The sequence below is a fragment of the uncultured Winogradskyella sp. genome, from assembly GCF_963975125.1.
Taxonomy (GTDB): domain Bacteria; phylum Bacteroidota; class Bacteroidia; order Flavobacteriales; family Flavobacteriaceae; genus Winogradskyella.
Window position 1 is genome coordinate 18,075 of sequence record NZ_CAXBGB010000016.1, and the last position, 21,819, is coordinate 39,893.

Below are 21,819 nucleotides of genomic sequence, written 5' to 3' on the forward strand. Positions count from 1 at the left end.
AAAAATGGAGTGCTAAAATTATGAGTATCAAAAAAAAACCCAAACAATTAAGTCTGGGTTTGGCTAATAATAGGTAATGTAGCGGTATCGCTAAATTTATTATTTTTTTAGAGCATCTCTAATCTCTTTTAATAAATCAATTTCAGATGGTCCTGCTGGCTCTTCTGGAGCTGGTTCCTCTTTCTTTTTCATGTTGTTAACGGCTTTAACGATCAAGAACATGACAAATGCCACAATAATAAAGTCAATAATATTAGTTAAGAATACTCCATATTCTAAATAGACTTCACCTGCTATTTCCCCAGCATCATTTAGGATGCCATCTTTTAATTTATATTTTAAGGCTTTTAGGTCTGAATCGAAAATTAAACCAATTAATGGTGAAACAATACCTCCAGTAAATGCAGTAACTACTTCTTTAAAAGCAGCACCCATTACAAAACCTACTGCAATGTCCACAAGGTTACCCTTCATTGCAAAATCTTTAAATTCTTTTAACATAATTTAGTGTTTTAATAGTTAGTTAATATATTAGTAGGACACTAAGGTAGTTAAAAAAGTCACATTTTTTAACATGCTAGTTACTGTCTTATATATGAGCGCTTTACACGTTGAGAAATAGATGTAATAATTTCGTAAGAAATGGTATTGGCTGACTCAGCGAGATCTGATGCTTTATAATTGGTGTTAAATACAACAACCTCATCACCTTCTTTACAGTCAATATTTGTAATATTAACCATAATCATATCCATACAAACGTTGCCTATAATTGGTGCTTTTTTACCTTTAATAATTACAAAACCTTTTTCATTTCCATAAATACGGTTAATACCATCAGCATGACCAAGAGGAATAGTAGCCGTTTTTTCAAAACCTTTTGATTTATAGGCTCTATTATAGCCAACCGTTTCGTCCTTTTCAATCTTATGAATTTGTGAAATCACAGATTTTAAACTTGCAATTGGCTTAAGGTTTTCATCTTCTCTAGCTGAATTACCAAAACCGTACAGTCCTATACCACATCTCACCATATTAAAATGAGCTTCAGGATAATTTATAGCACCAGAGGTATTACTTAAATGCAACCAAGGTTTATAACCGATTTTACTTTCAAATTTTTTTGCAGTAACAATGAAGCTTTCAATCTGATGATTTGTGAATAATTTTTCATTAGCATCTTCACTAGCTGCCAAATGTGAAAAAATAGATTTTGCAACAACCGCTTTTGTGGTTTTGAGTTTAGAAACGATATAATCCACGTCATTTTCCCCAAACCCTAATCGGTTTAATCCTGTATTAAATTTAATGTGTATAGGGTAATCGGTTTGAGACTGTTCTTCGGCAACTTTTATAAATTCTTTTAAAACTTTAGCATTGTAAATACTAGGTTCTAAGCAACGTTTAATTATAGTTTTAAAATTTATGGGTTGTGGGTGCAAAACAAGAATTGGTGTTGTAACACCTGCATCTCTTAAAGCAACACCCTCCTTTGCATAGGCAACTGCAAGATAGTCCACGTTTAAATTTTGAAGATGTTTAGCAACTTCTACCGAATCGCTCCCGTAAGCAAATGCTTTTACAACGGCTAAAAATTTCGTTTCGGGTTGTAACTTGGATTTTAGATAGTTGAAATTATGGGTTAGTGCACCTAAATCAATTTCTAAAACCGTTTCTTGTGCTTTAGGCATCAGACTTTTTTTCTTTAGAATCAATTTCTTCAGCATCATTCACTTTCATTTTCCTCACTTTATCTCTCAGCATACTTTTGTAATAAGCTGCTCTGCTTAAAGGTTCGTATTCGTCTACCTCACCAAGTAAAACTAAATCATCATTTTTTGATTTCCTATAGCTATACTGGGCTAAATTTCCTGTTTTAGTGCAGACAGCATGCACTTTAGTCACATATTCTGCAGTCGCCATAAGATATGGCATTGGTCCAAAGGGATTCCCTTTAAAATCCATATCTAAACCAGCAACAATCACTCGAACTCCTTTATTAGCAAGGTCATTACAAACTCTTACAATCTCGTCGTCAAAAAACTGAGCTTCGTCAATGCCAACGACGTCACAGCCATCTGCCAAAATAGGAATATTGGCTGCGGCAGGCACTGGTGTAGAGCGAATTTCATTAGAGTCGTGAGATACCACCATTTCGTCATCATAACGCACATCAACAGCAGGTTTAAAAATTTCAACCTTTTGTCTTGCAAATTGCGCGCGTTTTAATCTGCGAATTAACTCTTCAGTTTTACCAGAGAACATCGATCCACAAATCACTTCTATCCACCCAAATTGTTCTTTCTGATTTACCGTATTTTCAAGAAACATTTCGTAATTTTAGCACTAAAACGTAGTATTTTTTTCGTTTGTATAAAGGTCAATCAAATTTATTAAAAATCAAAAGTAAAACTCATGAAAAAGAAATTAGAATCAGAATTAGTTAGTATAGCACACAGAATTCTGAAACTTAAGAGTAGGGAAAATATAGATAGAATGCACGAAGAGGTTTCTAAACTATACGAAAAGCTTACAGTTTTAAAATTTGCACAAGAGAATTTTGAGGAAGACATGCCAACAATTGGTAATGATTCTTCGTTTTTTGATATGTTAGATACGGCTTTTAATAATAAGGTTAGTGATAATATAGAAGTTGAAAATAAAACCTATATCAATTTAGATGAGGTTGAAGACGACGGCATTATGGTGCCTGTAATGGAGAAGATTAAAGATATGGTGGCACAAATGCCTGAAGAAGCGCAACAAGTTGATGCAATTTTAGAAAAAGCGTTATCTAAAGAGACACCAACGACCATTGAGTTTGAAACAATAACTTCAGGCTTTGCTCAAATTCCGGAGTTTGAACCTATTGAAGATGCACAAAAACGTGAAGCTGAGGAGCAAAAGAGATCTTTAAATGATAAGTTAAAAGGGAAGAGCCTGCAAATTGGGTTAAACGACAAACTTGCTTTTATTAAGCATTTATTTGAAGGCAAAAATGAAGATTATGATCGTGTTATTTCTCAAATTAATACTACACACTCTTTAGGCGAAGCTCGAAAATTAATTTTAGAAATGGTAAAGCCAGATTACAATAATTGGGAAGGTAAAGACGACTATGAAGAACGCTTTATTGAAATTGTAGAAGGTAAATTCAACTAAATTGATGCGTACCAAACAAATTGTATATTGGATAAGTACTGCTGTTTTATGTGGTATTTTCCTGTACTCGGCTTTTATGTATTTCACTAAAACCGAAATGATTAAAAGTTTCTTTGAAAGTTTTAATTATCCTGCCTATATAGTCATTCCTCTTGCAATTTTAAAAATTTTAGGAGTTGCAATGATTCTATGGAGACAAAGGAAGTGGTTAACAGAATGGGCTTATGCTGGTTTTTTCTTTGATTTAGTTTTAGCCACAGCTGCACATAATTATGCTGGTCACGACATATTTGGTTTTTCACTTTATGGCTTAATTGCTATTTTTCCGTCGTATTTTCTTGGTAAATATATTAGAGACTAGATATAAACTTTAAATAGATTCCCGATTTCTCGGGAAATGAATATGAGCAAACTTTACCTAGTACCAACACCTATAGGAAATTTAAAAGACATCACTTTTAGAGCGATCGAAGTTTTAAAAGAAGTCGATTTAATTTTGGCTGAAGACACAAGAACTTCAGGAAAACTATTAAAGCATTACGAAATCTCTACTCAAATGCAAAGCCACCATATGCACAATGAGCATAAAACGGTGAATCATTTAATTGAAAAATTAAAATCAGGCTTATCGATAGCAGTCATTAGTGATGCTGGTACTCCAGCGATTTCAGATCCTGGATTTTTACTAGTTAGAGCATGTGTCGAGAACAATATTGAAGTAGACTGTTTACCAGGAGCAACAGCTTTTGTGCCTGCATTAGTAAATAGTGGTTTACCAAACGACAAGTTTGTGTTTGAAGGTTTTTTACCTGTAAAGAAAGGTCGCCAAACAAGACTTTTACTACTAGCTGAAGAAACCAGAACTATCATTTTTTACGAAAGTCCACACAAGTTGGTTAAAACTTTAGGTCATTTTTGCGAGTATTTTGGTGAAGATAGATTGGTATCTGTCTCAAGAGAAATAACGAAACTCTATGAAGAAACCATTCGTGGAACAGCTAAAGAAGTTTTAGAGCATTACACCAACAAACCACCAAAAGGGGAAATTGTTATTGTGGTTGCTGGAAAAAAGTAAACCTATATCAGTTTTCGTCAGTTCAAGTGTCAAGCTTTTTTGCTTGATGTATCGAGAACCAATTTTATATGGATTCATTATTACACGATATTTCTCAATGCACAATCTGCAAATCAAACCTTCCATTGGCTCCAAGACCTGTAGCTACAGCACATCAAAACTCTAAAATTATAATTATAGGCCAAGCACCAGGAACTAAAGTTCACGAATCTGGAATTCCTTGGGATGACCAAAGCGGAAAAAAACTAAGACAATGGCTAAACGTGACTGACGAGCAATTATTAGATAAAATGCCTAATGTAGAATTGATAATTCTAATTGGTGCCTATGCACAGAAGTATTATTTAAAAGATAAAGCGAAACGAACTTTGACAGAAACAGTTGGAGAGTACAAATCTTATTTACCAGAGTATTTTCCTGTTCCGCATCCATCACCAACCAATCGCTTTTGGAGAAGTAAGAACCCTTGGTTTGAGGAATTGGTTGTGCCTGAGTTACGCTGGATAATTAGAGACATTATTTAGACTATCAAATTATAAACTTAATGATTATCAAGATAAGTAGGTTATTATAAAAAGACATCAACATTAGTTGTTTATCAAAAAACACTAAAAATGATAGTCAAACTACTTTGATTATCATAAAAACAAAGATATTAACATCAAAAGACTTTGTTCTTAATAAATATAACATGAATAATATGGTACTAAATTTTGAAAAGGCAGTCGATTATCATTATGATCAATTTCCTCCACAGTCACTTCGTTACGAGAGGTTTATAAATGAACTAATAAAAGCTACAGATGCTATTGCAAGATATGATCAGATGCTCAAAAACATTCACAATAGTGAAATTTTATTAGCGCCATTAAGAAATCAAGAAGCAGTTCTATCATCAAGAATGGAGGGTACGATAAGTACAATAGATGAAATATTACAGTTTGAGGCCGATAGCGATGGTATTTCACCTCAAAACTCCAACTTTAGATCAGATGTTTTTGAAACTATTCTCTATCAAAGAGCTCTTATTAATGCTCAAAAGGCAATGGAGGATGGCTATAAATTTTCTAAAACTTTAATTAAAACTATGCATCAACAATTACTGTATTTTGGGAGAAGAGCATCTAAATCCCCTAGTAACTTTAAGTATGAGCAAAATTATTTAGCAGACAAATTAAAGAGGAATATTTTATTTGTCCCTATTAGCCCAGAGAAACTAGATGAAGGTATCGAAAATCTTATTACTTATCTTGAGAATGAGGATGGTCACCCTACTTTAATTAAAACAGCTTTGATGCATGTTGAGTTTGAAGCTTTGCACCCATTTCAAGATGGGAACGGAAGAATAGGAAGGATTTTAATAACACTGTTTCTTTGGTCAACAGGAGTTATATCTGAACCTCATTTTTATATTAGCGGTTATCTAGAAGAGAATAAAGATTTGTATATAGATACAATGCGCAATGTCTCTAAAAATGGTGATTGGGAAAGTTGGTGTGCGTTTTTTTTAAATGCTGTTGAGAACCAAGCAATGAGAAATTTAGAAATAGCAGAAAAAATCAAAGAACTTTATGAAGAAATGAAGAGCATTTTTTCGGAAGTATTATCGTCAAAATATAGTGTGAATGCATTAGATTACATATTTACAAATCCGATATTTAGAAAAAATAAATTTACTTCAAATAGCGGAATACCAGCTCCAACCGCATCGAGATTTACTAGAATTCTTTTAGAAAATGAATTAATTGTTACACGAGAAGAATCCTCTGGTAGAAGAGCGGCTTTATATTCATTTGAACCATTAATGAAATTAGTAAGGGTATAAAACCTCACCATTTCTGGCAAGGTTTAATCTAATTTATCTAAAAGACGACTTGTGCAGGGTGAAGTCGAAGTAAGCGCTCTAAAAATTTAACAATCTAGATTCCTGCCTTCGCAGGAATGACAATCTAATATTGTGAGCCATCATGTTTCCCAACCTCATAACCATGCTTCCCTAAATATTTGTTTCCGCTTTCTACAGCACCTTCTTCAATAGAAGTTCCCATAGAATCATTCCAACGATTTAGGTATCCAAACAATGAAATTACACCAAGCATTTCTACAATTTCACCTTCGTCCCAATGCTCATATAAACGTTTTTTAATATCTGCATCCACAGCATTTGGCACCATAGAAGCCGCTAAACTAAAATCTAAAGCAGCACGTTCCGCATCAGAAAACGCAACATGTGTTCTGTATTCCCAAATATTATCTAATTGCTCTTGTTCTGCGCCATAACGTTCCGCAGCTCTAATAGCATGTGCTTGGCAATACCTACAACCTGTTGAGTTACTACTCACCCAAGCAATCATACGTTTTAATGCTGAGGTTACACGACCTTCGTTAGCCATAACCGCTTTATTTAAGTTTATAAAGGCTTTACTTATAGCTGGTCTGCGTTGCATGGTTAAGACCGAATTAGGACAAAACCCAAGAGTTTCGTTAAAGAATTCAGCCAATTCTTTGGTTTCTAAATCGTGGTCCGCAGACAATGGTGTTACTAATGCCATAGTTATTTTTTTAGTAGTATTTTTGATTGTACAAGATAGGAGTTCTAATATTTAAACTAAAAGAAAATGGCTGATAAAATCACAACACATTGGCAAGGCGGAATGACGTTTGAGTCTGACAACCCAAGTGGAAAATCCGTAATAATGGATACAAATGTTGAAGGACAAGATGAGCGATTTGGCTTATCACCTAAAGCTTTAATGTTATCGTCTTTAGCTGGCTGTACATCATTAGATGTAATTTCTACTCTAGATAAAATGAAAGAAGAGATTGATGATTTCAAAATTGAAGTTTCAGGAGAATTAACAGATGAACATCCTAAATATTATCACTCTGTAGTTGTGGACTATCACTTTTATGGTTCAGATTTAAATAAGAAGAAATGCGAACGTGCTGTGAATTTATCCGTTGATAAATACTGTGGAGTGATGGAAATGTTTAGACGATTTGCTAAGATTGAAACAAATATTATTTATCATATAGCTACCAAGCGATATTAGCTAAATTTTTTTATGCGTTGGACACTAAAACCAAAACCAGAACCATCAAAAGTTGAAGACTTAAAGAAAGCACTTCAGGTAAATGATATTGTTGCGACTCTATTGTTGCAACGTGGCATTGATTCTTATGAAGTCGCTAAAACCTTTTTCAGACCAAGTTTTGAAGAATTGCACGATCCATTCTTAATGAAGGATATGGGTAATGCAGTTGCTAGAATTGAAACCGCAATTGCTCAAGGTGAAAGTATTATGGTTTATGGAGATTATGATGTGGATGGTACAACGTCTGTCGCTCTAATGTCTTCCTATTTAAAAACTCGAATTAATTCTGTCGCTACTTACATTCCAGATCGTTATGACGAAGGTTATGGAATTTCATATAAAGGTATTGACTTTGCGCACGACAATGATTTTTCTTTAATTATTGCTTTAGACTGTGGCGTCAAGGCTATTGATAAAGTGAAGTACGCAAATGAAAAAGGTATTGACTTTATTATTTGCGATCATCACAGACCAGGAGATAATCTTCCGGATGCTGTAGCAGTTTTAGATCCAAAACGAGACGATTGCGAATACCCTTTTAAAGAATTGTGTGGCTGTGGAGTGGGTTTTAAATTGATTACAGCTTTAGCATCAAATCAAGGTGAAACGGTTGAAGATTTAGTAGAGTATTTAGATTTAGTAGCAACAGCGATTGGAGCAGACATTGTTCCTATTGTAGATGAGAATAGAGCACTAGCTTATTTTGGATTACAAGTGATTAATACCAATCCACGACCTGGAATGAAAGCAATAATCGCTGAGGTAAAAAAAGATGAATTGACGATTACTGATGTGGTTTTTATTATTGCACCAAGAATAAATGCTGCTGGCAGAATGAAACACGGCAATCATGCAGTAACACTTTTAACTGAAACAGATTTTAATTTAGCGGCTGAGTATGCTATGGATATTGATCAGTTTAATACAGATCGTAGAGAAACTGATAAACGAATTACTGAAGAAGCTTTAATTCAAATTGAAGAAAACAACGAACAAGAAGGCTGTACCACAGTGGTTTACCATGAAACTTGGCACAAAGGTGTTATTGGTATTGTTGCTTCGAGATTAATAGAAACCTACTACAGACCAACATTGGTATTTACGAAAAGTGGTGATAAACTCGCAGCTTCGGCACGTTCTGTTTCTGGTTTTGATGTTTATAACGCTTTAGAGGCTTGTTCAGAATATATCGAACAATTTGGTGGTCATAAATATGCAGCTGGCTTAACATTACTACCAGAAAATTACGAAGCTTTTAAAGCAAAATTTGAAAGTGTAGTAAAGGAAACCATAGACCCAAAATTATTAACACGAGAACTGAAAATTGATACAGAAATTGAATTAGGAGAAATCAATGATAAATTAATGCGAATTCTAAAACAATTTGCGCCATTTGGGCCAGGTAATTTATCACCAACCTTTATGACGCAAGGCTTAAAAGATACAGGTTATGGGAAATGTGTAGGTGAAGATGATAAACACATTAGACTTACTGCTACTCAATCTTTCAACGACAAAATAGTCTGTATTGGTTTTGGGTTAGGTGATAAAATAGATATCATTAAAAACAAAAAATCGTTTAGTGCTGCCTATTCTATTGATGAAAACCATTGGAAAGGCAATGTGAGTTTACAGCTAAAGCTAAAAGATATAAAAGAATAAAATTTATAACACTTCGTTGAGTAGATATGAAACAACCAAACATAATTTCTATTCTCATTTTCAGCAATATTTTAATTGGTCAAAATCTAGTAATCAACCATAGTTTCGAAACTCATAATGAATGTCCTTGGCATATAGGAAATTTTGCTAGTAGCGTTTCTGATTGGTCAATACCAAATATGGGTTCAACAGATTTTTTTAATGCTTGTAGTAAGAATGATAATACAGGTATTAAAAATTATAATGGATACCAAAAACCTAAATCTGGTGATGCTTATGCTGGCATGTATTTTTTTACGGATAAAAATTATAGAGAATACATTCAAGGAAAACTATCTAAAACATTAATAGAAGGGGAAAAGTACAAGATGACTTTTTATATAAGTCTTGCAGACAAATCATCTTATTCGCTAAAAGATATTCAAGTTTTAATTACAGAAGAACGATTAAAACCTTGTTATAAATCCAATAATTGTGAGAAAGCGATAAAACCTTCAAAAGCAACAAAAGAGAAATTTAAGATGTATTCTAATTCAGAAGACATTTACTTTTCTGATAAAGAAACCTGGATGGGGTATTCTTTCGAATTTACAGCAGAAGGTTACGAGAATTACTTTTCAATTGGCAATTTCTATAGAAATCCTAAAACCAAAAAACAGAAAGTATTATCTACAAGTACACTTTTCTTTTCATACTATTACATAGATGATGTTTCGATAGAATCATTAGAAAAAGAAGAAGGGAAACTTATTGAAAAAGTTGTTGAAGAACCAGAAATAAAAGTGAATGAAGTCTACACCTTTAAAAATGTACTATTTGATTTTGATAAGTCTGAATTGTTAGACGTCTCAAAAGAAGAGCTAAATCAACTTTACAAACATCTTAGTAAAAACTCAAACTTAAATATTGAAATCTATGGACACACAGATAATGTTGGCTTAGACAAACGAAATAAAGAATTATCTGAACAACGTGCAAAAGCTGTGGCAGATTATTTAATTTCGCAAGGCCTTGATACGTCTAAAATTAAGTCCTTTGGATTTGGGAGCTCCAAGCCGATTTCTGATAACGAAACGGATGAAGGACGACAACAAAATAGACGTGTTGAATTTAAAATAACAGACAGTTAACATTTGGCAAAAAACGACCCATACGCAGCTTTAAGAATCAAAGAATTCAACATCTTTATATTGGTGCGCTTTGCTTTAGTTTTTGCGTGGTCTATGCAGTTTGTTGTTATAGAATGGCAGGTGTATGCCTTAACAAAAGACCCTTTATCACTTGGTATAATTGGTTTAATGGAAATTATTCCAGCTTTAGGAATGGCTTTATTTGCTGGTCATATCGTAGATCAGCGCGAAAAACGAAACCTCTTAGCCATTTGTATTGCTGCATTTTCACTGATCAGTTTTGGTTTGTTTTGGCTAACATCAGACGGCATTGAAGCGACTTGGTCTAAAAAAAACATCCTGTACTCAATATATGCACTAGTATTTTTCGGCGGCTTTTTACGTTCATTTTTTGGGCCAACCATATTTTCACTAGTAGCTTTAATTGTACCTAAGAAAATTTACCCAAATGCAGCAACTTGGAATAGTTCTACATGGCAAATGTCTCGTGTATTGGGTGTTGGTTTTGCAGGTTTTTCTATTAGTTGGATTGGTGTGCATTGGTCTTTATGTATTGTTTTTGGTCTGGTAATGTTTTCTTTGCTAGTTTTATTTCAGATAAAAAAGAAACCAATTCTCAATCCAAATATAGGTGAACCGATGGTGCAGAGCTTAAAGGAAGGTGTCAATTTTGTTTTTAAAACTAAAGCTATTTTAGGAGCTTTAACTTTAGACATGGTGTCTGTATTGTTTGGAGGTGCTGTGGCTTTATTGGCGGTTTTTGCTCAAGATATTTTAAAAGTAGGACCAAGAGGTTTCGGTATTTTAGTCGCTGCTCCTTCTGTTGGTGCATTTTTAACCATGTTGGTAACCGCTTACATTCCTATCAGTAAAAATGCAGGAATGAAATTACTTGTTGCCATTTTTGGCTTTGGAGTGTGCATAATTGTATTCGGATTGTCTTCGACTTTCTGGATTTCAGTCGTTGCTTTATTCTTTAGTGGAGTTACAGACGGAGTATCTATGGTTATTAGACAAACCATTCTTCAACTTAAAACACCAGATCATATGCGTGGACGAGTTTCTTCTGTAAATTCTATGTTTGTTGGGTCATCAAATGAGTTAGGTGCTTTTGAAAGTGGGTTAACAGCAAAAATCATGGGAACAGCAACTGCGGTAGTTTTTGGTGGTACCATGACGTTAATTACTGTAATTACTACAGCTGTGGTATCTCCTTCTTTCAGGAAACTAGATTTAAGAAAGGATATTGCGGAACACGAAAAAGAAGAGACCTAATTTCTTATACTGTTCAACTCTGCTATGAGTTCATCTTTTATAACACTATCAGAAATATTTAAAGGAAGCTGATTTGCATTTAATAGGTTTGGATTTTCGAGAGGGTTGTTACTTAAATTATAGAAGGCTTCGTTAGTATTACCAAAGCTAATATACTTATGTGTTGCGTCTCTAATGGTATAATTTGTAGTGCCATCATCGTTACCAATTTCTGTGTAAATATAGTCTCTTGTTTCTGCATTAGAACTTGTTAATAGGTCTTTAAAGCTTTTACTATCATTTATTTGTGGTGTTGTATTACCTGCTAATTCAGAAATGGTAGCAAATAAATCGGTAGTATTAATTAAGGCATCTTCAATAGCATTTATTCTGGTAACATCTTTCCCCGAAATTATCATTGGTACGTTAACACCTCCTTGATAAACACTTCCTTTAGCTCTTTGAGAAGCATATTCTTGAACCACCTGATTAGGTGTACCATTATCTCCTATAAAAATAATGACTGTATTATCTCTTTCTGCTTCAGACATAGAAGCTATCAATCGTCCTATTTCAGTATCCATAGCTTCAATCATTGCTAAATAATAAGGTAATGGATTAGCATCAATACTTGCTTGGTCTGAAGGCAAACTACCTTGACTATGAAGATTATTAGGTGGTAAATGAAAAGGTGTATGTGGAGCATTGTAGGCTAACCAAAGAAACCAAGGCTGAGTTTGTTGGTCAACCCAATCTATAGCTAAATCAGTAAATTTTGTAGTTGTGTATTCATTAGAACTAGACGTTGCACCATTTTCGGTAAAATTCCAATTGGTGTAAGATTGTACACCACCATTTATTAATCCGGCATAATAACTAACACCCATATTAGTGGGATGACTTGGATCTGTTGACAAGTGCCATTTTCCTATAACCGCATGAGAATACCCAGAATTGGTATTGTCTAAATGCTTTTGTAAGGATGTTTCAGATATAGACATGACGTCTTCAACTTGCAGAACATTTGTTCTAAGTCCATATTTTCCTGTTAGAATAGTTCCGCGAGTAGGAGTACAAACAGGATTAGACCATAATTATTAAACCTTAACCCAGAATCTATAATGCCTTGCAAGGTTGGCATATTTGGTTTTGTGATTCCAATAGCGTAACCAGGAGTAGCGTCTAAACCCATATCATCTGCTATGATTAGTAATATGTTTGGTTTAGTGTTTTCAGGATTATTGTTACTTATAACTGGTTCATCAGTATTACTGCATGAAAAAAGTAATGCAAAAGCTAGGATGGTTAAGTTAAATTGGTAGAATTTCATAAAGTCGATTTTATATAAGACTAAATGTTCTTATGAAGGTTTAATCGTTACTGTAAATACACTATTTAGTCTTTTTGAAATGTTTTCAACTCAAAATTTTCTCCATTAAAAATACCATAGGTATAATATTGAATCCAGTCACCTAAGTTGATATACTTAGATTTTTCATTAAGCTGAATTTCTAAAGGCAAATGTCGGTGACCAAACACAAAGAAATCGCGATGTTTTTCTTCAAGCTTTTTTCTACTGTAAACCGCTAGCCATTCGTTCTCTTCTCCTAAAAATTTAGCATCGTCATCTCCAGAAATTAGTTTGTTTTTTACAGATAAATACTGTGCAATTCGCATGCCTATGTCTGGATGTCCCCATTTAAATAACCACTTAAAGAATGGGCTTACAAAGACTTTTTTCATACGTTTATAACCTTTGTCACCAGGTCCTAAACCATCTCCATGACCAATTAAAAAAGAGGTGCTGTTAAATGTGAATTCTTCAGGTTTATGGTAAACAGGAATACCCAACTCTTCTTCAAAATAACCATTCATCCACAAATCGTGGTTACCAACAAAGTAATGAATAGGAATGCCAGAATCACTAATTTCAGCTAATTTACCAAGAGTTCTAGTAAAACCTTTTGGAACAACGGTTTTATATTCGAACCAAAAATCGAATAAATCTCCTAGCAAAAAGATAGCAGCAGCATCATGTTTTACCTCGTCTAACCACGCTACGAACTTTTTTTCGCGCGGTCTCGATGCTTCAGCAGTTGGTGCACCCAAATGATTATCGGACGCGAAGTATATTTTTTTCCCTACAGGAATTGTTATGTGGTGAGATTTAATCATTATCTGAAGCAATCCACTCTGCGAAGCTAGTTGCTGTTTCTTGAAGTTTTAAGGAGTGAAGCTTTATGTCATCTGGTAAGCGTTTCTTAATTTTTTTAGAAAAATCAATAACCATCATTTCACTTGTTGGCTGATAATCTACCAACAAGACGTTGTGGTCTCTATCTTGTAATTCTTTTGCTAATTCTACATGTGGTGTGTTTTTGTTAAACACAGTGGCATGATCAAACACATCAACAATCTCTTCTTTTACAATTTTTTTTAAATCGCTAAAATCGATGACCATCCCAAATTTTACGTTTGTATTATCAGAAATTGGTGTGCCTATAACAGTGACATCTAATCGATAACTATGTCCATGAACATTTTTACATTTTCCATCATAACCATAAAGTGCATGGCCAGTTTCAAAAGAAAACTGTTTTGTAATACGTATGTTGCCCATTAACGTCTTTTGTTTCGATTTATGAAGTAAAAAACTATTAAAGCTATTGCCAGTATTAAAAAAAGATAATTTCCCATTTTATTCGTCTTGTATTCTATTCTTGTTATATCTATAAATTGTATAAGCTATAATTACTAAAATAACAAAAGGTAACATAGTACCAATAAAAACACCTATACCATAGTTGTCATCTGGTGCTTCTTTTAATTTCTCATCAATGTTAACATCTTGTAATAATGTAATTAATAGGTTCATTTACAATTATAAATCGATTTATTGACCAAATTTAAGTGTTTTGAGTTAGAGGTTTAAATGTTTTTCGGAATTTTATAATTAGTGGTAAACCACGAGCAATAATCCAGAGGGTAAAAGCTATAAAGACACCATAGAGTTTGTAGTCTAGCACATCTGCCCAAATAACAACAGGAATGAAAACTAAGAGTGTTGAAAACAATAGGACATTTCTAAGGTATTTCATTCTACCAAGACCCTTAAAAACGCCATCAAAGATAAATGCTAAGGCACATAATGGTTGCATTAGTAGTACAATCCAAAAAACTTTATAAAATTCCTTTAAAACCTTTTCGTCGTTACTAAACAGATTTCCAATAGGATAATAAAATAGTGCGCCAATTAAGCCGATTATCAATCCAACAACAATACCATATTTAATAAGTTTATTGCTTAATTCTAAAAGGTTTTTATAGTCTTTTGCTCCAAGAAGTTTTCCGGATAAGATATTGCCAGCACTAGCATATCCGTCAATTAAAAAAGCACCTAAAAACCAAAGATTTATAGCAATAGTGTATGCCGCAATGTAGTTAGTTCCGTATTTTGTAGCAAAGCTAGTTCCAAAATATAATGCAATATTTAAAGCAATGGTTCTAATGAATAAATTAAGAATCATCAACGCAAAACGTTTTATCTCTGGATTAAAAGGAAACCTAACTATTAACGGGATATCTGTTTTTTTAAGTAAATAATAAGTTGACAAAACAGCCATTATGATTTGAGCAATCACACTCGCATAAGCCGCACCTTTTATATGCATAGGCGAGATAAAGCCATCAATTCCATAGACAAATACAATATCAAGTATAATATTAGCAACAGCACCTGAAATAGCTATTAGCATTGGAAAGTATGTGTTTTGAAGCCCTCTAAATGTGCCAAAAACTGCAATTGTAAATAAGGTAAATGGAAAACCAAACACTCTTATTTGATAGTAATCGATACTATAGTTTAAAATAGAATCTGATGCATTATAGAGTTTAAAAATTTGTGAAGCAAACGGATACGTCGCCACGATAATTAAGAAACTTAAAGACGTTATTAAAAATATGGCTTGAGCTGGTAAATTTTTTACAGCGCTGAGGTTATTGGCTCCTACATACTGAGAAACGATTGAAGAAATAGCACTACGTGTTTGCCCCAAAACCCAAATAAGCATAGATATAAACGTAGTTACAATACCAACGGCTGCAAGAGACTCTGTTGCATTATAATTCATATTACCAATAATAGCAGCATCAGTCAGTGATAATATTGGTTCAGATACACCAGAAATTAATGCTGGTATCGCCAATTTGTTAATTTGTTTTAATGTAATTGATGTATTCAAATGACTAATTCATAACAGTGAAAGGGATGTTCACTTTGTTTTGGAAAAAAAACATCACCTAATCGTTTATAGCTGCGAAGTTCGTAAATTTTTTGGTTTCTTTTGTTTAAAGAAAAAGTATCTAATCGAATAGAGGAGTAGTTGTTCTCTATAGCAAACTGTTCTGCAAAGTTAATGAGTTGCTGAGCATAACCTTTTCCTTGAAGTTCAGGATGAATTGCTAAGCGATGAATATAGATATTATTTTCATTTTTAGTGAGCCATTTAATAGGGATATATTCTTTGTCCATTAGTGTAGAAATAACAATACTTCCTTTTACCTCTCCTTCAATTTCTAAAACATAAAGCTCATTGCGTTTTATATCATTTTCAAAGGCGGTTTTGTTTGGGTAATGCTCATTCCATTGATAAATACCGTTGGCTATCATTGCTTTAGCACAGACTTTTGTTACAATCATTATAGGTTCAATATCTGTTTTTGTAGCTATACGAATCATTTATAATGTGTATTTTTGTTTCAACAATTTTATTTCGATGAAACATCTATAATAAAAACATACCTGTAAAAAGCAATTATTTTAAAGATGTTCCTTGTGACAAATAAAAATAAATATTAGCACATGAAAACGATACTAGTTCCTGTTGGGTCTTCAAAAAACGCAAAAACACATCTACAATACGCTGTAGATTTTGCAAAAGCATTTGGAGCTAAATTATATGTGGTTCAAATATATAATGTTTATACCAAAGCAGGAACCATGATAAACGTAGATCAAATCATAGAGCGAGAGTCTAAAGATTTTTTAGATAATCATGTGGCTTCAATAGAGACTAAAGGTGTTGAAATATACACCAGAACCCTTAAAGGAAAATTAGTTGATACTTTAGAGAAAGTATGCGACGCTATTGATGTGGATTTAATCATTTTAGAACCGCGTACTAATTCTATTAAAGATGAAGTGTATTTAGGTAAAACATCAGGTAAGATTATAAAACAAACTCAAATTCCGGCCTTAATTGTGCCAGAAGGTTATGTATATAAGCCAATCGTAAAGATTTTGCTAGCTGTTAAATCTGCAATAGTTAAGAAGGAAGGAGTTTTAGATCCATTATCTGCTTTTAAAAATCAATTTAAAGCGGTTGTTAATGTACTTTTAGTAAAAACGTCTCATCACATAAAGGAGGATTTTGTATTCAATGACGAATTAAAAGGGATGATAACTAATACTACAATTGCAGAAAGCCCAACAACGTTTCAAGCTGTTTTAGAGCATTATAAATCTAATTATCCTGATTTATTATGTGTGGTTAGGAGAAAACGTGGGTTTTTTAAGAAACTTTGGGAAGAAAACACGGTTCTAAAAAAAGATTTTCACAGTACCGAGTTGCCTGTTTTAGTATTGAGTGGTTTAAAATAAGTAATTTGGGGATGTAGCTCAGTTGGCTAGAGCGCTTGACTGGCAGTCAAGAGGTCGTGGGTTCGAATCCCATCTTCTCCACTTTTTATTTGTTAGCAAAATCTATAATTAATTTACTTACTCTATCTAACTTAGTAGATAAGTTATAAGTATTCCATGGATGTTTTGTGTTAAATACATGATCTGCATTTTTAATAATTTTAAGTTCACAATTCATGTTCCATTGTTGTAGTTCTTTCGCCTCATTTAATGAAACAGAAGTATCACTATCTCCATGAATAAGAAGTATAGGGATCTTTAAGCGTTTAATTGCAGATTCGATATGTAATCGTTCTTCATTGGTTTTAAAATCTTGGTAGAACTGATAGTAATGTGGCATTTGTTGTTTTGTTCTTCCGTTTAAAACATATTTTACTCCAGTTTCTTTCCATTCTTTTAAATCGCCTACTGTTGCTGTGCGTCTTTTAAAATCACTTACGCTAGCTAAGGTGATGAGCTTTTTAATTCTATTATCTTCCGATGCTTTTAAAATTGCAATTCCACCACCACGACTATGACCAATCAAAGAAATTTGATCTACATTAACATTTGAATCATTTTCAAAATGATTTTGAACCCAGTCAATTACGTCATTTAAATCATCGAGCTCTTTTGTGTAGTTATTATTACCAAAGGCTTCTAAGTCTGGGAAATCAATAGGATTGTTAATAGTGCCTCCATTATGAGAAAAATTGAATTTAATAAAACAAAATCCTGCTTTTGCTATATATTCTGCCATAAGATTCCATGCTCCCCAATCCTTAAAACCTTTGTATCCATGGCAAAAAATAACAATGGGTTGACTGCTTTTATCTTCAGAATAAAATGTATCGATTAGAATTGATTTTTTATCTACTCTCTTTAATATGATGTTGCTATCTATTCGCATTAGTCAAGTTCTTTTTCAATGAAATCAATGTTTGGATTACAAATCTCTAATATGAGTTTTTTTAGTTCAGCCTCGAAGTTATTCAATGTATCTTCGGTAATCAGTTGGTCTTTGGCTCTACTATGAGAAGATTCCTTTTTTCCAAATTTTAAAAAACCTGCATTGAGGTTCTTAAATGAAATAATACCAGCTTCTACTGGCAATTGAATTCGATTTTTTTGATGCATCATGTAAGCATAACATAAGACTTGAAACGACTTGCTGTATTTATCGTAATCTGTAGTTAAGTCTTTCCAATCTACAATTTCGACTTTATTTTGCTCAACTTTACCAGATTTATAATCAATAACACGTGTTAGGCCGTTAAACTCATCTATTCTATCGACTTTTCCATTTAATTTAATCGGAAAGTCTAAGCCTTCAATTTTAAGGTCAATAGTTTGTCCAGCTTCTATGGCAAGGATTTTTATTTGGTTGCCAGCTTTAAGGCTTTCAATTTCTGAATGTATAAAATTTGAAATGTAACGCTGGGCAATTTCAAAAATGATGAGATTCTTCCCCTTAGTAAAATCACCGTCTTTGTAAAGGTTTTTAAAGTGTTTTGTTACGGTCTCCTTGATTTTAGTTTCAAAAGCACTAAGATGATCTAGGTTTAAAAAAATACCTTCTAAAGGTTTATAAAAGTCTTCTAGAGTATTATGAATTACAGAACCCAAAGTATTTGCTGCAATGTTTTCTTCAACATCTTCAAATGCTTTAATCTCAAGAATTTTTTCGCAATAAAAACCCATTGGATTTCTCATATAATTAGTTAGCGATGATGGTGAAAACCCTTTATGAGATAGTTCTTTTAGCCTTCTAATAACCAATGGTGTTTTAACGATTTGCTTTAATTGTTTTTCAATAATTGGTACTTCAGGTGAAACAATTGTATGTTTAATTTTATGAATCCCCTCATACTCTAATTGGGTTATAAACCTGCTTTTTTCTCCACCTTTTAATGCGTCAACCTCTGTATTATAAAGTATATATACATTTTTGGCCCTCTGCAAGAGCCTGTAGAAGTGATATGTATAAACAGCATCTTTTTCTTTATAAGTTGGTAGGTTGTTTTCAACTTTTACATCGAAAGGGATAAAAGAGTTATTCGTTTTTCCTGATGGAAGGATTCCTTCATTAACAGAGCTTATAATAACCGTTTCAAAATCTAATACACGCGACTCTAACATTCCCATTATTTGCAGACCCTCAAGAGGTTCACCTTTAAAGTCTAAGGTTTCTAAACTTAATAGTTCTTTATATATAGAATGTAAGACCGTTATTGAGTTAATATGTTGGTAATTATTATTTAGTTCTAATAGCTGGTTGAATAAGGTGTTGAAACGATATAAATACTCTAACTTTAGACGGTTACTTTGCTTGTTATTATCTAAATTAGCCTTCATCTTGAAGATGAAGTTGGAACAGTTTTTTAGAGCAATTTCTGGTTTATCTTCCCAGGACTTAAATATTAAAGTGATAAGCTCTTTATGTGAAATTGCATACTTAATCAATTCTTCATCAGTAATATAGACCAGGTTGTTTTTTTGAATACGTTCTACTAAATAACTAGAAGTATTTCCAGATTCGGCTTCAAATAAAGGATAGATTGAAGGGTGAGACAGAATACTGATTACATCTTTATAGTAAAAGGATGCAGTATTGCTTTTGTGAATGGAAAATAGGTATTCGAAAAATGAAGCTAAAGGCACATAGCTTAGCGATAAACCCATTGTGACATTAAGTTTACTAATAGCCTTAGGAATAGAATTAAGTACAGGCATTAATAGATTTTCTTCTCCTAATACAACAGCTACACTAGATAGATTTTTATTGGCTTTACTAATATTTTCTAGTAATTGACCAATATACTTAGCTTGACCTACAAATTTAGGAATTCCTACTACTTGAATGTTTTTTTGCGTTTTGTAATGAGTACTTGCCCAATTAAAAGGTTGTTTTTTGAAGTAATTCCATTTCTTTTTATGTGCTCTCAAAAATAGTCCTGCATCATGGATAGTATCGTCTATAAATGTCTTGTCTATATCCCAATATATATGTGCTAAATCATTTTGTATTAACCCTTGTATAATCCTTGATTCTGATTCGTTAAGGGCATTGAAGCCAATAAAAACATGCTTTATACCATTCTGATTTTCAATATAAGTCTCAAGGTTTTCACATGCTTCTCTATAGATTAGACCTTGATACCCATTTTTAGACTGTAACAGGTTGTCGGTAAAGGATAAGTAAAATTCCTTAAGGCGTTTCCAAAAATTGAGGTGATTCTTTATTAAATCGGTTTGCGGCGCCTCAAGAGACCAGTGGTTCAGTTCTTTTATAGCATTTAGGTAGTCAAATATCTGTTCTTGTGGTATAAGATAACGGTCTATCTCATTAAAGTCTTGTAATAAGATTTGTGCCCATTTAGAAAATGAATCAAAAGATTCTTGATCAGATGCTTTAGTTAGATTTTTATAAGTTTCATAAAGTCTAAAAAGAAGTTCTGTATTTGGTACACTTTGCAAGCCAGACAATTCCTCAACAAACTCTTCAATGCTAAGGATTTTAGGCGAAAATATTGGCTGATCTAATAAAGTTGATAGTTGGTGTTTTAGAAATACACCAGCACGTTTACTTGGAAGTATAAAGAATAAATCTTCAAGTATAAATCCCTTTTCTTTAAGATCTATTAATACAGCTTTTATAAAACTTACCATTTTATAAAAATAAAAAACGCTCCGAATTTCGGAGCGTTTTTTTAATATATTTTGAAGTATTTTATTAGTTTTTCAACCTTACTTCAACACGTCTGTTTTCTTTTCTACCAGCTCTGGTTTTATTGTTAGCAATAGGATTTTCTTCACCGTAACCTTTAGCTGTTAATCTTGCAGCACTAATTCCGTTAGCAACTAAGTAATCTCTAACTGCATTAGCTCTTCTGTGAGATAACGCTTCGTTACTAGATTTAGAACCTACACTATCTGTATGACCTTCGATTGCGAAATCTGCTCTTGGGTATTCTTTAAAGATTACAACCATAGCTTTTAATACTTTATCAGTTTCATTTTTGAAAGAAGCTTTACCAGTATCAAACAAGATAGATCTTGCATATGTATTTAAAGCTTTCACCACTTCTTGAGTTGGCTTAACCTCAGGACATCCATTGTTAGCAGCTGTACCAGCCTCGTTAGGACATTTATCGTCTTTATCTAATATGCGATCACCATCAGTATCAGGCCAAGGACATCCATTGTTTGCAGCAGGACCTGACTCGTTAGGGCACTTGTCATCACCATCGGTAACACCGTCACCATCAGCATCAGGACAACCCATAAGTGCTTTTAAACCAGCAACAGTTGGACATTTATCATCTTTATCCATTACGCCATCACCATCACTATCAGGGCAACCATTAAATTCTGCTAAACCAGCAGTGTTTGGACAATCGTCTTTAGAATCTTGAATGCCGTCATTATCAGAATCTGGGCAACCATTAAAAATTTCTAAACCAGCTTCTTCTGGACAAGCGTCATCTTGATCGTATATGCCATCTCCATCAGTATCTGTACCACCAAATTTAAAAGTAACACCAATTGTATGTTGGAAATGCTTAGGTAAGTAATCTTCAAATGAGTGCTTGTAAGTAGAATTAACATTAATCCCAACGTTTTCTGAAGCCCAGTAAGTTAATCCTAAAGTTCCATTTAAAGTTCCTGCACCTATATTATCTATCCAAGTATAACCACCACCAACACCTAAATAAGGGTCTATAGTTTTAGATTTTATGACATCCATAAAGCTATATGAAACTC

At 33.2% G+C, this 21,819-nt stretch carries 24 protein-coding genes and 1 tRNA gene; 11 read left to right on the forward strand and 14 right to left on the reverse strand.

Annotated elements, in window-relative coordinates; all coding sequences use genetic code 11:
• Positions 1-99: 99 nt before the first annotated feature.
• From mscL to AAC053_RS03995, 3 genes are all read right to left on the reverse strand, one after another.
• Positions 100-501, reverse strand: a complete 402-nt coding sequence (gene mscL / locus AAC053_RS03985; protein WP_339753065.1) for a large conductance mechanosensitive channel protein MscL — start codon at positions 499-501, stop codon at positions 100-102.
• Between the two features lie 80 nt (positions 502-581).
• Positions 582-1,691, reverse strand: a complete 1,110-nt coding sequence (gene alr, locus AAC053_RS03990; RefSeq protein WP_339753068.1) for an alanine racemase — start codon at positions 1,689-1,691, stop codon at positions 582-584.
• Positions 1,684-2,331, reverse strand: a complete 648-nt coding sequence (locus AAC053_RS03995) for a thymidine kinase (protein WP_339753070.1) — start codon at positions 2,329-2,331, stop codon at positions 1,684-1,686. Before AAC053_RS03995 ends, alr begins: the two co-directional genes overlap by 8 nt.
• Before the next feature lie 84 nt (positions 2,332-2,415).
• On the opposite strand from AAC053_RS03995, the gene AAC053_RS04000 reads away from it, so the two are divergent.
• From AAC053_RS04000 to AAC053_RS04020, 5 genes are all read left to right on the forward strand, one after another.
• Positions 2,416-3,162, forward strand: a complete 747-nt coding sequence (locus tag AAC053_RS04000) for a hypothetical protein (protein ID WP_339753073.1) — start codon at positions 2,416-2,418, stop codon at positions 3,160-3,162.
• A gap of 4 nt (positions 3,163-3,166) precedes the next feature.
• On the forward strand, positions 3,167-3,523 hold the full coding sequence (locus AAC053_RS04005) for a DoxX family protein (RefSeq protein WP_339753076.1): 357 nt from the start codon (positions 3,167-3,169) through the stop codon (positions 3,521-3,523).
• 42 nt (positions 3,524-3,565) lie between these two features.
• On the forward strand, positions 3,566-4,237 hold the full coding sequence (gene rsmI, locus AAC053_RS04010; protein WP_339753077.1) for a 16S rRNA (cytidine(1402)-2'-O)-methyltransferase: 672 nt from the start codon (positions 3,566-3,568) through the stop codon (positions 4,235-4,237).
• A gap of 68 nt (positions 4,238-4,305) precedes the next feature.
• Positions 4,306-4,761: a uracil-DNA glycosylase family protein gene (locus AAC053_RS04015; RefSeq protein ID WP_339753079.1), complete on the forward strand. Its 456-nt coding sequence runs from the start codon at positions 4,306-4,308 to the stop codon at positions 4,759-4,761.
• A 167-nt stretch (positions 4,762-4,928) separates the two neighbouring features.
• Entirely contained in the window at positions 4,929-6,062 is a 1,134-nt protein-coding gene (locus AAC053_RS04020; protein ID WP_339753082.1) for a Fic/DOC family N-terminal domain-containing protein, read from the forward strand.
• A gap of 124 nt (positions 6,063-6,186) precedes the next feature.
• On the opposite strand, the gene AAC053_RS04025 is transcribed toward AAC053_RS04020, so the two are convergent.
• Complete coding sequence (locus tag AAC053_RS04025) at positions 6,187-6,789, reverse strand: carboxymuconolactone decarboxylase family protein (RefSeq protein ID WP_339753084.1); 603 nt, start codon at positions 6,787-6,789, stop codon at positions 6,187-6,189.
• Positions 6,790-6,855: 66 nt separating this feature from the next.
• On the opposite strand from AAC053_RS04025, the gene AAC053_RS04030 reads away from it, so the two are divergent.
• From AAC053_RS04030 to AAC053_RS04045, 4 genes are read left to right on the forward strand one after another with little or no spacing between them, the layout of a single operon-like run.
• Complete coding sequence (locus AAC053_RS04030; RefSeq protein WP_339753087.1) at positions 6,856-7,290, forward strand: OsmC family protein; 435 nt, start codon at positions 6,856-6,858, stop codon at positions 7,288-7,290.
• A gap of 12 nt (positions 7,291-7,302) precedes the next feature.
• A complete protein-coding gene (gene recJ / locus AAC053_RS04035) occupies positions 7,303-8,994 on the forward strand; it encodes a single-stranded-DNA-specific exonuclease RecJ (RefSeq protein ID WP_339753089.1) in 1,692 nt (563 codons plus the stop codon).
• 26 nt (positions 8,995-9,020) lie between these two features.
• Positions 9,021-10,124 carry an OmpA family protein gene (locus AAC053_RS04040; RefSeq protein ID WP_339753091.1) on the forward strand — a complete coding sequence of 368 codons (1,104 nt, stop codon included), beginning with the start codon at positions 9,021-9,023 and terminating at the stop codon, positions 10,122-10,124.
• A 3-nt stretch (positions 10,125-10,127) separates the two neighbouring features.
• Positions 10,128-11,399 carry an MFS transporter gene (locus tag AAC053_RS04045; protein ID WP_339753093.1) on the forward strand — a complete coding sequence of 424 codons (1,272 nt, stop codon included), beginning with the start codon at positions 10,128-10,130 and terminating at the stop codon, positions 11,397-11,399.
• Here the strand turns inward: AAC053_RS04045 and AAC053_RS04050 are convergent.
• The 7 genes from AAC053_RS04050 to AAC053_RS04080 all read right to left on the reverse strand — a co-directional run bounded on the left by AAC053_RS04050 (position 11,396) and on the right by AAC053_RS04080 (position 16,116).
• The gene (locus tag AAC053_RS04050; protein WP_339753119.1) at positions 11,396-12,433 is read right to left on the reverse strand and encodes a sulfatase-like hydrolase/transferase; all 1,038 of its coding nucleotides are present in this window, start codon (positions 12,431-12,433) and stop codon (positions 11,396-11,398) included. The two genes, AAC053_RS04045 and AAC053_RS04050, sit on opposite strands and share 4 nt — an antisense overlap.
• A complete protein-coding gene (locus AAC053_RS04055; RefSeq protein ID WP_339753096.1) occupies positions 12,427-12,708 on the reverse strand; it encodes a hypothetical protein in 282 nt (93 codons plus the stop codon). The genes AAC053_RS04050 and AAC053_RS04055 overlap by 7 nt, the downstream gene beginning before the upstream one ends.
• 65 nt (positions 12,709-12,773) lie before the next feature.
• A complete protein-coding gene (locus AAC053_RS04060; protein ID WP_339753122.1) occupies positions 12,774-13,535 on the reverse strand; it encodes a UDP-2,3-diacylglucosamine diphosphatase in 762 nt (253 codons plus the stop codon).
• Between the two features lie 10 nt (positions 13,536-13,545).
• A complete protein-coding gene (locus AAC053_RS04065; RefSeq protein WP_339753098.1) occupies positions 13,546-13,998 on the reverse strand; it encodes a 6-carboxytetrahydropterin synthase in 453 nt (150 codons plus the stop codon).
• A 78-nt stretch (positions 13,999-14,076) separates the two neighbouring features.
• Positions 14,077-14,253: a hypothetical protein gene (locus AAC053_RS04070; RefSeq protein ID WP_339753101.1), complete on the reverse strand. Its 177-nt coding sequence runs from the start codon at positions 14,251-14,253 to the stop codon at positions 14,077-14,079.
• Positions 14,254-14,284: 31 nt separating this feature from the next.
• Complete coding sequence (locus AAC053_RS04075) at positions 14,285-15,619, reverse strand: MATE family efflux transporter (protein WP_339753104.1); 1,335 nt, start codon at positions 15,617-15,619, stop codon at positions 14,285-14,287.
• Positions 15,616-16,116: a GNAT family N-acetyltransferase gene (locus AAC053_RS04080; protein ID WP_339753107.1), complete on the reverse strand. Its 501-nt coding sequence runs from the start codon at positions 16,114-16,116 to the stop codon at positions 15,616-15,618. The genes AAC053_RS04075 and AAC053_RS04080 overlap by 4 nt, the downstream gene beginning before the upstream one ends.
• Positions 16,117-16,239: 123 nt before the next feature.
• Between AAC053_RS04080 and AAC053_RS04085 the strand changes: the two genes are divergently transcribed.
• Both AAC053_RS04085 and AAC053_RS04090 read left to right on the forward strand, forming a co-directional pair.
• Positions 16,240-17,037, forward strand: coding sequence for a universal stress protein (locus tag AAC053_RS04085; RefSeq protein WP_339753109.1), 798 nt, complete (start codon positions 16,240-16,242; stop codon positions 17,035-17,037).
• A gap of 7 nt (positions 17,038-17,044) precedes the next feature.
• Positions 17,045-17,118 (forward strand) — tRNA-Ala (locus AAC053_RS04090).
• A 4-nt stretch (positions 17,119-17,122) separates the two neighbouring features.
• Here AAC053_RS04090 and AAC053_RS04095 read toward each other — a convergent pair.
• The 3 genes from AAC053_RS04095 to AAC053_RS04105 all read right to left on the reverse strand — a co-directional run.
• Entirely contained in the window at positions 17,123-17,965 is an 843-nt protein-coding gene (locus tag AAC053_RS04095; protein ID WP_339753112.1) for an alpha/beta fold hydrolase, read from the reverse strand.
• The gene (locus AAC053_RS04100; protein ID WP_339753115.1) at positions 17,965-20,724 is read right to left on the reverse strand and encodes a PD-(D/E)XK nuclease family protein; all 2,760 of its coding nucleotides are present in this window, start codon (positions 20,722-20,724) and stop codon (positions 17,965-17,967) included. Before AAC053_RS04100 ends, AAC053_RS04095 begins: the two co-directional genes overlap by 1 nt.
• 64 nt (positions 20,725-20,788) lie before the next feature.
• Positions 20,789-21,819: OmpA family protein (locus AAC053_RS04105; protein ID WP_339753117.1), on the reverse strand; the 1,031-nt coding region annotated here is incomplete at its 5' end.